Below are 12,546 nucleotides of genomic sequence, written 5' to 3' on the forward strand. Positions count from 1 at the left end.
GAACATCTTTCATGGCTAAACGCCTCACGCTCTACATCCTGATCGGCATGATCCTCGGCATCGTCGCCGGGGCGATCTCCTATGCGCAGGTCGGCGCCGACAAGGAGGCCGCGACGCAGGTCGCCGGCTATTTCAAGCTGCTCGCCGACGTCTTCCTGCAGCTCATCAAGATGATCATCGCGCCGCTGGTGCTGGCGACGATCGTCGCCGGCATCGCCAACATGGGCGACAGCGCGGCGCTCGGCCGCATCGGCGGGCGCGCCCTGCTGTGGTTCATCACCGCCAGCCTCGTCTCGCTGTCGCTGGGGCTGCTGCTCGTCAACCTGCTCCAGCCCGGCGTCCGGCTCGACCTGACGCCGATGGCCGACATCGGTGAGGTCAAGACCGACGCGCTCAACCTGCGCGATTTCGTGATGCACATCTTCCCCAAGTCGATCTTCGACGCGATGGCGCAGAACGATATCCTCCAGATTCTCGTCTTCTCGCTCTTCGCCGGGGTCGGCCTGTCGGCGCTCGGCGAGCGCGGTGCGCCGCTGGTGCGCGCCGCCGACGCGCTCGGCGAGCTGATGCTCCAGATCACCAACTATGTGATGCTGTTCGCCCCCTTTGCCGTGTTCGGCGCGCTCGCCGGCGTCATTACGGTCAACGGGCTGGGCATCCTGCTCGATTTCCTGCGGCTGATCGTCGAATTCTATTTCGGCCTGCTGCTGCTGTGGGTGGTGCTGCTCGCGCTCGGTGCGATCTTCCTCGGCAAGCGCATTTTGATGCTGGTGCGCTATATCATCGAGCCGCTGCTGCTCGCCTTCTCGACCGCCTCGTCGGAGGCGGCGCTGCCCAAGCTGTTCGAGCAGCTCGACCGCTTCGGCGTCCCGCGCCGCATCTCGGGCTTCGTGCTGCCGCTCGGCTACAGCTTCAACCTCGACGGGTCGATGATGTACATGAGCTTCGCGACGCTGTTCATCGCGCAGGCCTATGGCATCGACCTGTCGATCGGGACACAGATACTGATCCTGCTGACGCTGATGATCACGTCGAAGGGAATTGCCGGCGTGCCGCGCGCCAGCCTGGTCGTGATCACCGCGACGCTGGCGCAGTTCGGCCTGCCGGTCGAGGGCGTCGCGCTGATCCTGGGCATCGACCAGTTCCTCGACATGGGCCGGTCGGCGACCAATGTCGTCGGCAACGCGGTCGCCACATCGGTCATCACGCGGTGGGAAGGGATGCTGGAAACGGCCGATCCCGCGGACATGGATTACCCCCACGCGCCGAGCCGCACCGCGCACCGCGGCGCGCGCGGGCTTGAGCTGCAGGAGGATATGGTGGAGGATAGCGGCCCGCCCGCGGCCGGCCGCACCTGACGCCCAGCATTCCGGCCGCTCCCCCCGACACGGGCGCGCAAGGGAGCCGAACCATGGCCGACACGACGGCAAGCGCGAGCGCGCGCAGCGAGGAGGTGCGCGCCCGCCGCCTGCAATGGCGCATGCTGATCGGCTTCGCCGCGGGGCTGATCGCCGGCCTCGCGGTGCATTACGGCGCCGCCGACGCCGGCTGGGTCGATGCGGTCACCGCCTATGTTACCGGGCCGATCGGGCAAATTTTCCTGCGCCTGCTGTTCATGCTCGTCATCCCGCTGCTGGTATCGGCGCTGATCGTCGGGGTGGCCGAAATGGGCGAGATGCGCGCGCTGAAGTCGGTCGGCGTGCGCACGCTGGTCTATACGGTATGCGTCTCGGCCGTGGCGGTGGCGATCAGCCTGCTGCTCGTCAACCTGCTCCAGCCCGGCGCGGGGGTCGACCCCGCGCTGGCCCGGACGCTGATCGCGCAGGGCGCCGACGGGGCGAAGGCGATCACCAGCCAGGCAGGCGAGGCGAAGACGGGCATGGATGCGCTCGTCGCGATCATCCCCAGCAATTTCATCGGCGCGATGAGCCAGAACGACGTGCTGGCGGTGATGTTCTTCGCGCTGTTCTTCGGCATCGGCCTGATGATCGTGCAGACCCCGCAGACCGCGACGCTCAAGAGCGCGATCGAAGGGGTGTTCGAGGTCGCGATGACGCTGATCGGCATCGTCATCCAGCTCGCGCCGGTCGCGATCTTCTGTTTCATGTTCAATCTGGCCGCCGAGTTCGGCTGGGACCTTATGGTCCGCCTGTCGGCTTATGTCGGCGTCGTGCTGCTCGCGCTCGGCCTCCAGATGTTCGTGGTCTTTCCCATCGTGCTGCGGCTGCTCGCGCGCAAGTCCCCGCTCGCCTTCTTCCGCGAGACGCAGGAGGCCTTCGTGATGGCCTTCGCCACCTCTTCGTCGAACGCGACGCTGCCGACCGCGCTGCGCGTCGCGCACGATGGGCTGCGCCTGCCCGACCGGGTGGCGCGCTTCGTCCTCACGCTCGGCGCCACCGCCAACCAGAACGGCACCGCGATGTTCGAGGGCGTGACGGTGATCTTCCTCGCGCAGTTCTTCGGCGTCGACCTGACGATGCAGCAGCAGGTGATGGTGATGCTCGTCTGCATCCTCGGCGGCATCGGCACGGCGGGGGTGCCCGCGGGATCGCTGCCCGTGATCGCGCTGATCCTCGCCTCGATCGGCGTGCCGCCGGAAGGGATCGGGCTGGTGCTGGGGGTCGACCGCTTCCTCGACATGTGCCGCACGACACTGAACGTCGTCGGCGACCTCGTCGCCGCGACGGTGGTGTCGGCGGGCGTCGGCGATGCGGAGGGCGCGGAGCCGGCCGCCTGACGCAGGCGTTCAGGCCCCTCTCCCGAAGGAGAGGGGGGAGAGGGGAGATCCTATTGTTCGCGGACCGGGCCGGTGGGCTCTATGCGGCTTCCGCGCACCGGACCGCTCGGCCGTGCTGGCGGGGCGGCGCGGGGCGGCGGGGCCGGCCGCGAGGCGCGCGGGGGCGGCGCACCCGCTTCGGGTGCCGGGCGCGGCGGGCGGACTGCCTCGTTGCCGCCGGGGCGGTTCCCCACCGCCGGAGGCGTGCCGCGGCCCGGGTGCGCGCCTTGCGATCGATCGCCGTCGCGACCCTGCCAGCCACCGGGTCGGGTGCCCTGAGGTCGGTCGCCATCGCGACCCTGCCAACCGCCGGGACGGCGCGGGGGCTGGGCGGTGCCATTGTCGGGACGGGTGGGGTTATGGCCGGCCGCCGGGGGCGTTCCGCGGCCGGGCCGGGTGCCTTGCGGCCGGTCGCCGTCATGTCCTTGCCAGCCGCCGGGGCGTCCCGGGCGGACGGGCGGGTTGCCGGGACGGGTGCCGCCCTGCCACTGACCGCCGCCGCGATCGCCGCGGTGCTTCCACCACGCGCGCCGGCCGCCCCAATAGTTCAGATATTGGCCGCGCAGCGGATAGCGGTTGCGGTAATTGTCGTACATCCACATCCCGTAGCCGGGATAATAATAGTCGTCGTACCAGCCGCCGCCAAAGCCGATCTGGACGAAGCCGCCGCCGTAATCGGCCGGATCGTAGCAGCCATAGCCGTAACCGTCGTCATAGCTGTAGGGATCGTAGTCGTAATAGGCGTCGGGGCAGGCCCCGGCGGAGGCATAGCTGCTGCCATAGACGTCGCCGTAATAACAGCCGCCGAGCGCGGTCGTCGCGACCACGCCAAGCGCGAGGAAGAGGGGGCGACGGATCGTCTTGCGCATGATCTTGTCCTTTCCGGACCAGCGAGGCGGTCCGTTTTCTGTCGGACAAACTGCCCGAGTCGAGTTGAATTCGCGGTGAATGGAGAATGGATGCGCGACACGACGCCGGCTCTCGCCTCCTGCTCGCGCAAGGGGGGGGGCACGGGTCCCATTGTCGCGTCCGGCACTTGCTTGCATTGGTGTCAATAGGGCGATAGCGTCGGCGCGATCGGGTGAATCAGCAAGGATGATGCGACAATGAATGCCCCCGCGAATAGCATGTGGTCCGAACGCCGCTTCGGTCCCGACACCGCGCACTGGCTGCCACGCGGCCCCGAAAGCGCGCTCGATCATATCCCGGGCGACGACGGGATTCCCCTGCTCGGCACGACGCTGGCGCAGCTTCGCGATCCCGTCGGCTTCACCAACCGCATGGTCGACCGCCACGGCAAGGTCTATCGCGCCCGCAGCTTCGGCGGGCGCGGGGTTTCGCTCGTCGGGCCGGAAGCGAACGAACTGGTGCTGTTCGACCGCGACAAGCTGTTCTCGTCCGAACAGGGCTGGGGGCCTGTGCTCAACCTGCTGTTCCCGCGCGGGCTGATGCTGATGGATTTCGACAAGCATCGCGCCGACCGCCGCACGCTGTCGGTCGCCTTCAAGCCCGAGCCGATGCGCCTCTATGCCGATGCGCTCAACGAGGGGATCAGGGACCGTGTCGCGCGCTGGAGCGGGACGCGCTTCGCCTTCTATCCCGCGATCAAGCAACTGACGCTCGACCTTGCGGCGACCAGCTTTCTGGGCATCCCCTGGGGTCCGGAGGCGGAACGGATCAACAAGGCGTTCGTCGACATGGTGCAGGCGTCGGTCGGCGTCGTCCGCGTGCCCCTGCCGTTCACCGCGATGGGGCGCGGCGTCGCAGGGCGGAAATTCCTGGTCGAGTATTTCACGAAGATGGTCCCTGAACGCCGCGCCTCGACCGGCGACGACATCTTCACCCAGATTTGTCAGGCGAAGGACGAGGAGGGCGAATATCTGTCGGTCGAGGCGATCGTCGACCACATGAATTTCCTGATGATGGCGGCGCACGACACGATCACCAGTTCGGTGACGTCGCTCGTCTGGCTGCTCGGGCGGCATCCCGAATGGCAGGACCGGCTGCGCGAGGAGATGCTGCGCGTCGCGCCCGCGGGCGAGGGTGTCGGGCACAACAGCCTGGGCGAACTCGAACTCACCGAATGGGCGTTCAAGGAGGCGCTGCGGATGATTCCGCCGGTTCCGGTGATCCCGCGCCGCGCGCTGCGCGACTTCGAATTCGGCGGCTATCGCATTCCCGCCGGCACCAACGTCGGCGTCAGCCCCAGCTATACGCACATGATGGACGAATATTGGCCCGATCCCGAACGGTTCGACCCGATGCGCTTTGCTCCCGACGCGGCGAAGGGGCGGCACAAATATGCATGGGTGCCGTTCGGTGGCGGCGCACACATGTGCCTGGGGCTGCATTTCGCGCACATGCAGGCGAAGATCTTCTTTCACCACGTCCTGACGACGCATCGCATCGAGATCGCGGACGGCTATGCGCCCGACTGGCAGATGTGGCCGATTCCGCGGCCGAAGGACGGGCTGACGGTGACGCTGACGCCGCTCTGACCTTGCCGGGCGAGGCGCGATCCGCCACGTGGGGGCGGTGAAGAGTGTCCGGCCCTATCTGCTGTGGTTCGTCGCCGCCCTGCTGGTGACCGTCGCCGCGATCCGCGCGATGACATGGGTGCGCGATCATCCCGAACATTGGCCGGGCGCGCGGTTCGAGCTTGCGCATCCGCAGGGCTGGGCGACGCATCGCAAGCTGATCGGCCTCGCCGACGACGATGCCGGCTGCTTCGCGGCGTTCGAGCGGGCGGGGGCGGGATATCAGCGGCGGCCTGTCGTCGGCGAGGGCGCCTGCCGTGCCAGCCAGCGCATGGTACTCACCGGCGACCGCCTCGTTCCCTCGCTCCGCCCCGCCAACGCCGCCCCCGGCTGCGCGGTGACCGCGGCCATGACCCTGTGGACCCGCGACGTCGTGCAGCCGCTCGCACAGCGATATTTCGGGCAGAAGGTCGTCGAGCTGGAGAATCTGGGCAGCTACAACTGCCGCACCATCGCCGGGCGCGCGGCGCAGAGCGAGCATTCGACCGCCAATGCGATCGACATTTCGGCCTTCGTCCTCGCCGACGGAACGCGCATCGCGCTGATCAACGACTGGGACGACGGCGATCGGCGAAGCGAGTTCCTGCACGCGGTGCGCGACGGCTCATGCGGCCTGTTCAGCACCGTGCTGTCGCCCGACCACGACGCGGCGCACGCCAACCATTTCCACCTCGACATGGCGGTGCGCACCGCGGGCTGGTCGGTCTGCCGTTGAGGGGTGGGCGCGGATATTCTTGATCCGACCTTTCTTCCCGTTCGACACGAACGGATTGGGTGTTCCGATCCGGGGGGCGCTTGTTCCTTAAAGCGTGATGATATTGGATTGACCCGCTTCGTCATTGCGAGCGGAGCGAAGCAATCCAGGGCGTTTTACGCCTGCTCTGGATTGCCGCGCGGCCTCGCCGCTCGCAATGACGATTTCATGCGATGTTATCACGCCCTAAACGGTGAAGCTCTCGCCGCAGCCGCAGCTTCCCTTGGCATTGGGGTTCTGGAAGACGAAGCCTGCGGCGAAATCATCCTCGACCCAGTCCATGACGCTGCCGATCAGGTAGAGCACCGATGCGCCGTCGATGTAGAAGGTGCCGCCGGGCGTCTCGATCTTTTCGTCGAACCGGTCCTCTTCGGTCACATAGTCGACCGAGTAGGCGAGCCCCGAGCAGCCGCGGCGCGGCGTCGACAGCTTGACGCCGATCGCGCCCGCGGGGGCGTTTTCCATCAGCTTCGCGACGCGCGCCTCGGCACCCGGGGTCAGCGTCACTGCGGCAGGGCGAATTCTGGCTTTCGTGTCCGTCATCGTCATCTCCCCCCTCCCGCCTGGGGAGGGGCCGGGGGTGGGTTCATTCTATGTAGGGATGATTCGGCCCGCGGCCCACCCCCAACCCCTCGTGCTTGCGAGAAGAATGTCATAGCATCCCCAGTTCCAGCCTCGCCTCGTCGCTCATCGCCTCGGGCGACCAGGGCGGGTCCCAGACGAGGTTGACCTCGGCGTCGCCGACGCCGGGCACGGCACCGACGCGCAGCTCGACCTCGCCCGGCATCGATTCGGCGACCGGGCAATGCGGGGTCGTCAGCGTCATGGTGATCGCCACATGCCCCTCGTCGATCTCGACATTGTAGATCAGCCCGAGGTCGTAGATGTTCACCGGGATTTCCGGGTCGTAGATATCCTTGAGCGCGGCGACGACGGCTTCGTACAGGTCGCCGCCGACCGCGTTCGGGTCGGCCGCGGCCGGTTTGGCGGACAGGAAGCCTTCCAGATAGTCGCGCTTGCGTTCCAGCTTCGCGCCCATCGTTTCCGGCGCCGTTTCGGCATCGGCGACGCGCGCCCTGGGCGGCGCGTCGACGCTTTCGACTTCCTCGATACGGATCGTGCGTTCGTCGGTCATCCGAAAATCCTTTCGACGCGGGCGAGGCCGTCGATCAGCGCCGCCACATCGTCGTCGTTGCTGTAAAGCCCGAAACTCGCGCGGGCGGTCGCGGCCACGCCCAGATGCTCCATCAGCGGCTGGGCGCAATGATGCCCGGCACGGATCGCGACCGAGCTTTCGTCGAGGATCGTGCCGATGTCGTGCGGATGAACCCCCGCCATCGCGAAGCTGACGATCCCGGCGCTGGTGTCGGGACCGAACAGCGTGACGCTGTTCCGCCGCGCGAGCTGTTCGCGCAGCGACCCGACCAGCGCGCATTCGTGCGCGTGGATCGCGTCGAGGCCGATCGCATCGACATAATCGACCGCCGCCGCGAGCCCCAGCGCCTCGATGATCGCCGGCGTTCCCGCCTCGAAGCGGGTCGGGGCGGGGGCGTAGGTCGTCCTGTCGAACGTCACGCGGTCTATCATCGACCCGCCGCCCTGCCACGGCGGCAGCGTGTCGAGCCTGTCGCTCCACAGGACGCCGATGCCGGTCGGGCCATAAAGCTTGTGGCCCGAGAAGACATAATAGTCGCAGCCCAATGCCGCGACGTCGACCGGCAGCCGCGGCACCGCCTGGCAGCCGTCGACCAGCAGTTCGGCGCCGACGCGGTGCGCCAGCTCCGCCGCGCGCGCGACGTCGAGCGGGCTGCCGAGCACGTTCGACACATGCGCGAAGGCGACCATGGTATGATCGGGCGTCAACATGCGTTCGGCCGCGTCGAGGTCGATCCGGCCGTCGGCGGTCAGCGGACAGACGTCGATCTGCCAGCCCGCGAGCTGCCACGGCACGATATTGCTGTGATGCTCGATCAGCGACAGCAGCACGCGGCCCTTCTTCGGATGGGCATAGGCGACGAGGTTGATCGCCTCGGTCGCACCGCGCACGAAGGCGACCTGGTCCTCGGTGGCGCCGATGAACGCCGCGATCCGCCGCCGTGCCGCCTCGTAAGCGAGCGTCATGTCGGCCGAGCGCGCATAGACGCCGCGGTGGACGGTCGCATAGTCCCGCCCCATCGCCAGCGTGCAGGCGTCGATCACCGCCTGCGGCTTCTGCGCGGTGGCGGCGCTGTCGAGATAATGCCAGCCGGGGGTGAGGCCGGGAAACTGATCCCGAATGCCGTTCGTGTCGAGCGAAGTCGAGACACCGGGCGTGCGTCCGCTGCCGAGAGCCATCTCGGCTTCGCTCGATGCGAACGGCGAAGAGAGGTTGGTCACACCAATTCTCCCAGCTTCGCCAGCGCCAGCTCCCGCAGCCGCGTCTCATCCTCGGCGCCGTCGAACACGCCGGCGACGAAGGCCTGGAGCAATATCTTCTTCGCGCCGGCGGGCGGAAGCCCGCGCGACTGGAGATAGAAGAGCGCCTGCGCGTCGAGTTCGCCGATCGCGCAGCCGTGCGCGCATTGCACATCGTCGGCGAAGATTTCGAGCTCGGGCTTGGCGTTGGCGGTGGCGCTGCGGTCGAGCAGCATCGCTTTCACGTCCTGCTCGCTGTCGGTCTGCTGCGCGCCGCGTGCGACCGCGACCTTGCCGAGATAGGTGCCCGTCGCGGTGCCGCCCAGCACCGACCGCACCATCTGCCGCGAGCGCGCGCCGGGTTCGGCATGGGTGACGGTGGTGACGATCTCCAGCGTCTGCTCGCCGCCGCCGATCTGCGCCGCGCCGAGCGTGAAGTCGGCGCCCTCGTGCAGCGTGACGTTCAGTTCGATGCGGCCATAGGCACCGCCGATGTTGAGGACGTGCAGCGACGCGGCCGCGTCCTTGCCGAGAGTGAGCTCGATCTGTCGGATTGCGCCGGTATCCTGCACGATGGCGCGTGCGAAGTTGCCACCCGCGGGCACGAGGATGCTCTCGGGCGCGGGCAGGGGCCATGCCGCAGCGACCGCTTCGATGTCGGCATAGCGCCACGCTTCGTCGCGGCGGGTGGGAAGGATGGTCATTTCCCCTCTCCCCTTGGGGGAGAGGGTTGCGAAGACTTGCGAGCTTGCTCGCTAGTCGTAGCTGGGTGAGGGGTGTGCGATCGCGACGCGATCGCGCGAGCCCGTGGCTCGCCCGCCCTCATCCAACTGCGCCTAAACGCCTTCGGCGCCAAGGCTTCGTATCCTTCTCCCCTCAAGGGAGAAGGGGCAAAGGCGTGCGCCACGCTCACGCCACCACCTCGGCATAGCCATGTTCTTCCAGCTCGCGCGCCAGTTCCGGCCCGCCCGATTTGACGATGCGCCCGGCCGCGAGGACGTGGACGAAATCGGGCTGCACATAGTCGAGCAGGCGCTGATAGTGCGTAATCAGCAGTACCGCCTTGTCGGGTTTGCGCATGATCGCGTTGATCCCCTCGCCGACGATCCGCAGCGCGTCGATGTCGAGGCCGCTGTCGGTCTCGTCGAGGATCGCGAGCGTCGGATCGAGGATGCCCATCTGCACCATCTCGTTGCGCTTCTTCTCGCCGCCCGAAAAACCGACGTTCACCGGACGCTTGAGCATGTCCATGTCGAGCCCCAGCAGCCCCGCCTTTTCGCGCGCGAGCTTCAGGAAGTCGCCACCCGACAGCGGCTCCTGCCCGCGCGCCTTGCGCTGGGCATTCAGGCTTTCGCGCAGGAACTGGACGTTCGACACGCCGGGGATTTCGACCGGATACTGGAAGCCGAGGAACAGGCCGGCGGCGGCGCGCTCGTGCGGGTCGAGGGCGAGGAGGTCGATCGCCTCCCCCCCATCGTCACCCCGGACTTGATCCGGGGTCCATTCGGCGCGCACGTCGCGGGCGCTGCTCCGAATGGATGCCGGATCAAGTCCGGCATGACGGGAAGGGGTGAACGTCACCGACCCTTCCGTCACCTCATACCCCGGCCGACCGCCGAGCACATAGGACAGCGTCGACTTGCCCGCGCCGTTCGGCCCCATGATCGCATGAATCTCACCCGCATCGATGGTGAGCGACAGTCCTTTCAGGATCGGCTTGTCTGCGACAGTGGCGTGGAGGTTTTCAATTTTGAGCATATTCATCTTTCAAGCCTCTCCCCTTCAGGGGAGGGGTTGGGGTGGAAGGCGTCTCGCCTGATCTATGAGCGTGAGGTTTATCACCCGACCGACCCCTCCAGCGAAATCCCCAGCAGCTTTTGCGCCTCAACCGCGAACTCCATCGGCAGCTGCTGCAGCACTTCCTTCGCGAAGCCGTTGACGATCAGCGCTACCGCCTCTTCTTGCGACAGCCCCCGCTGCATCGCGTAGAAAAGCTGGTCGTCGCTGATCTTGCTCGTCGTTGCTTCATGCTCGACCTGTGCGCTCGGGTTGCGGACTTCGATATAGGGCACGGTGTGTGCGCCGCACTGGTCGCCCAGCAGCAGGCTGTCGCACTGGGTGAAGTTGCGCACCCCCTCGGCATTCGGCGCGACGCGGACGAGGCCGCGGTAGGTGCCGTTCGACTTGCCGGCGCTGATTCCCTTGCTGACGATGGTCGAGCGGGTGCGCTTGCCGTTGTGGATCATCTTGGTGCCGGTGTCGGCCTGCTGATAATTGTTCGTCACCGCGACCGAATAGAATTCGCCGACGCTGTCGTCGCCGTTGAGGACGCAGCTCGGATATTTCCAGGTGATCGCGCTGCCGGTTTCGACCTGCGTCCACGACGTCTTCGACCGCGCGCCCTGGCACAGCGCGCGCTTGGTGACGAAATTATAGATGCCGCCCTTGCCCTCGGCGTCGCCGGGATACCAGTTCTGGACGGTGCTGTACTTGATCTCGGCATCGTCGAGCGCGACCAGTTCGACCACCGCGGCGTGAAGCTGGTTCTCGTCGCGCATCGGTGCCGTGCAGCCTTCGAGGTAGCTGACATAGGCGCCCTTGTCGGCGACGATCAGCGTCCGTTCGAACTGCCCGGTATTTTCGGCATTGATACGGAAATAGGTCGACAGCTCCATCGGACAGCGCACGCCCTCCGGCACATAGACGAAGGTGCCGTCCGAGAAGACCGCGCAGTTGAGCGCCGCGAAATAATTGTCGTGCATCGGCACGACGCGGCCGAGCCACTTCTTCACGAGGTCGGGATGCTCGCGGATCGCCTCGCTGATCGACAGGAAGATGACGCCGGCCTTCTTGAGCTCCTCGCGGAAGGTGGTCGCGACCGAAACGCTGTCGAACACGGCGTCGACCGCGACCTTGCGCGCGCCCTCGACTCCGGCGAGCACCTTCTGCTCCTCGATCGGGATGCCGAGCTTTTCGTAGACTTTCAGAATCTCGGGATCGACCTCGTCGAGGCTCGACACCTTCGGCTTCGTCTTGGGCGCCGCATAATAATAGGCGTCCTGGTAATCGATCGGCGGGACGTTGAGCTTCGCCCAGTCGGGCGGCGTCATCGTCAGCCAGTGGCGATAGGCCTTCAGGCGCCAGTCGAGCATCCATTGGGGCTCGCCCTTCTTGGCGCTGATGAAGCGCACCGTGTCTTCGCTCAGCCCCTTGGGCGCGAATTCCTGTTCGATCGGCGAGGACCAGCCATGCTCGTAATCGGCGACGCGCAGCGCGGCCTCGCGAGCGGCCTGGTCCTTGACGGCGGTTTCGGGTGTATCGGTCATGTCTCTAACTCGTCGCCCCGGCGAAGGCCGGGGTCGCTGTCTTTTTATCCTGCGGCGCCGGAGCGGACCCACCGGCGACCTCCGCCTTTGCAGGCGCAACGGTGAGGGTCGCGAGGCTGATGTCCGCGAGCGCCGCGCGCACCGCGCCGTTGACGATGCCGAGGTGCGGCTGAATCTGGCAGCTGCCCTCGAAACCGCAGTCGTGGCGGCCTTCGTCGCAGCAGGCGGTCAGCGCGATCGGGCCTTCGACCGCCTCGATGATCTCGGCGATGTTGATCGCCGCGGCGGGCCGCGCCAGCCGGACGCCGCCGCCGCTGCCGCGCGAGGCGACCAGCAGTCCGGCGCGCGCGAGCAGGCTCACCAGCTTCTGCGCCGTCGGTCCCGGGATGCCCGTCTGTTCGGCCAGCAGTGCGGCGTGCAGTGGCATCGATCCGCACTGGCGCGCGGCGGCGCTCATCAGCACCACGGCATAATCGGCAAGGTTGGACAGGCGCACGGATTTCCTCGCTGGAATTGCGAATGATTCTTAACTGGAGTAAATTACTCCACTTATATAGGCGAGGCGTGCGCGGGGTGCAAGCAAGGCGATTTTGTGCGGCGCAAATAAAAAGGCACCCGCCCGGCCGAAGCCGAACGAGTGCCGAGATGAAGGTCTCAGTCCTCGTGAAAAGAAAGAGCTCTTCTGGGTCGCAATGTCCGATTATGCGCGCGCCGCGATTCGCGATTGTATGAAAACGCCAAATCGACGCGATCAAAAAT

12 protein-coding genes are annotated in these 12,546 nt (G+C 66.8%); 4 read left to right on the forward strand and 8 right to left on the reverse strand.

Going from position 1 to position 12,546, the window contains the following annotated elements:
- The first annotated feature begins 11 nt into the window (after window positions 1-11).
- Together SGRAN_RS06815 and SGRAN_RS06820 are read left to right on the forward strand one after the other, a co-directional pair.
- A complete protein-coding gene (locus tag SGRAN_RS06815; protein ID WP_067181885.1) occupies window positions 12-1,358 on the forward strand; it encodes a dicarboxylate/amino acid:cation symporter in 1,347 nt (448 codons plus the stop codon).
- A 53-nt stretch (window positions 1,359-1,411) separates the two neighbouring features.
- Window positions 1,412-2,737, forward strand: coding sequence for a dicarboxylate/amino acid:cation symporter (locus SGRAN_RS06820; protein ID WP_067181888.1), 1,326 nt, complete (start codon window positions 1,412-1,414; stop codon window positions 2,735-2,737).
- Window positions 2,738-2,787: 50 nt separating this feature from the next.
- Here the strand turns inward: SGRAN_RS06820 and SGRAN_RS06825 are convergent, their stop codons facing one another.
- Entirely contained in the window at window positions 2,788-3,645 is an 858-nt protein-coding gene (locus SGRAN_RS06825; RefSeq protein WP_067181891.1) for a hypothetical protein, read from the reverse strand.
- Between the two features lie 237 nt (window positions 3,646-3,882).
- Here SGRAN_RS06825 and SGRAN_RS06830 point away from each other — a divergent pair, with 237 nt between their 5' ends.
- Window positions 3,883-5,274, forward strand: coding sequence for a cytochrome P450 (locus SGRAN_RS06830; RefSeq protein ID WP_082737121.1), 1,392 nt, complete (start codon window positions 3,883-3,885; stop codon window positions 5,272-5,274).
- 37 nt (window positions 5,275-5,311) lie between these two features.
- Window positions 5,312-6,028, forward strand: a complete 717-nt coding sequence (locus SGRAN_RS06835) for an extensin-like domain-containing protein (RefSeq protein ID WP_237233883.1) — start codon at window positions 5,312-5,314, stop codon at window positions 6,026-6,028.
- A gap of 225 nt (window positions 6,029-6,253) precedes the next feature.
- Here the strand turns inward: SGRAN_RS06835 and SGRAN_RS06840 are convergent, their stop codons facing one another.
- The 7 genes from SGRAN_RS06840 to SGRAN_RS06870 form a co-directional block, all read right to left on the reverse strand.
- Window positions 6,254-6,616, reverse strand: coding sequence for a HesB/IscA family protein (locus SGRAN_RS06840; protein WP_067181897.1), 363 nt, complete (start codon window positions 6,614-6,616; stop codon window positions 6,254-6,256).
- 103 nt (window positions 6,617-6,719) lie between these two features.
- Complete coding sequence (locus tag SGRAN_RS06845; RefSeq protein WP_067181899.1) at window positions 6,720-7,202, reverse strand: SUF system Fe-S cluster assembly protein; 483 nt, start codon at window positions 7,200-7,202, stop codon at window positions 6,720-6,722.
- Window positions 7,199-8,401 (reverse strand): aminotransferase class V-fold PLP-dependent enzyme, encoded by a 1,203-nt coding sequence (locus SGRAN_RS06850; RefSeq protein ID WP_082737433.1) that lies wholly within the window; start codon window positions 8,399-8,401, stop codon window positions 7,199-7,201. Before SGRAN_RS06850 ends, SGRAN_RS06845 begins: the two co-directional genes overlap by 4 nt.
- Before the next feature lie 38 nt (window positions 8,402-8,439).
- A complete protein-coding gene (locus SGRAN_RS06855; protein WP_067181903.1) occupies window positions 8,440-9,165 on the reverse strand; it encodes a SufD family Fe-S cluster assembly protein in 726 nt (241 codons plus the stop codon).
- A 205-nt stretch (window positions 9,166-9,370) separates the two neighbouring features.
- Window positions 9,371-10,219, reverse strand: a complete 849-nt coding sequence (sufC, locus tag SGRAN_RS06860) for a Fe-S cluster assembly ATPase SufC (RefSeq protein ID WP_067181906.1) — start codon at window positions 10,217-10,219, stop codon at window positions 9,371-9,373.
- Between the two features lie 80 nt (window positions 10,220-10,299).
- The gene (sufB, locus tag SGRAN_RS06865) at window positions 10,300-11,787 is read right to left on the reverse strand and encodes a Fe-S cluster assembly protein SufB (RefSeq protein WP_067181909.1); all 1,488 of its coding nucleotides are present in this window, start codon (window positions 11,785-11,787) and stop codon (window positions 10,300-10,302) included.
- A 4-nt stretch (window positions 11,788-11,791) separates the two neighbouring features.
- Window positions 11,792-12,283: an Rrf2 family transcriptional regulator gene (locus SGRAN_RS06870; protein ID WP_067181912.1), complete on the reverse strand. Its 492-nt coding sequence runs from the start codon at window positions 12,281-12,283 to the stop codon at window positions 11,792-11,794.
- Window positions 12,284-12,546 lie beyond the last annotated feature (263 nt).

The organism is Sphingopyxis granuli, assembly GCF_001559015.1.
Classification (GTDB): Bacteria; Pseudomonadota; Alphaproteobacteria; order Sphingomonadales; family Sphingomonadaceae; genus Sphingopyxis; species Sphingopyxis granuli.

Excerpts from the sequence above, each read along its gene's own strand:
- SGRAN_RS06815 (WP_067181885.1), top strand. The coding sequence starts at position 12 with ATGGCTAAACGCCTCACGCTCTACATCCTGATCGGCATGATCCTCGGC.
- SGRAN_RS06820 (WP_067181888.1), top strand. The coding sequence starts at position 1,412 with ATGGCCGACACGACGGCAAGCGCGAGCGCGCGCAGCGAGGAGGTGCGC.
- SGRAN_RS06825 (WP_067181891.1), bottom strand. The coding sequence starts at position 3,645 with ATGCGCAAGACGATCCGTCGCCCCCTCTTCCTCGCGCTTGGCGTGGTC.
- SGRAN_RS06830 (WP_082737121.1), top strand. The coding sequence starts at position 3,883 with ATGAATGCCCCCGCGAATAGCATGTGGTCCGAACGCCGCTTCGGTCCC.
- SGRAN_RS06840 (WP_067181897.1), bottom strand. The coding sequence starts at position 6,616 with ATGACGATGACGGACACGAAAGCCAGAATTCGCCCTGCCGCAGTGACG.
- SGRAN_RS06845 (WP_067181899.1), bottom strand. The coding sequence starts at position 7,202 with ATGACCGACGAACGCACGATCCGTATCGAGGAAGTCGAAAGCGTCGAC.
- SGRAN_RS06850 (WP_082737433.1), bottom strand. The coding sequence starts at position 8,401 with ATGGCTCTCGGCAGCGGACGCACGCCCGGTGTCTCGACTTCGCTCGAC.
- SGRAN_RS06855 (WP_067181903.1), bottom strand. The coding sequence starts at position 9,165 with ATGACCATCCTTCCCACCCGCCGCGACGAAGCGTGGCGCTATGCCGAC.
- sufC (WP_067181906.1), bottom strand. The coding sequence starts at position 10,219 with ATGCTCAAAATTGAAAACCTCCACGCCACTGTCGCAGACAAGCCGATC.
- sufB (WP_067181909.1), bottom strand. The coding sequence starts at position 11,787 with ATGACCGATACACCCGAAACCGCCGTCAAGGACCAGGCCGCTCGCGAG.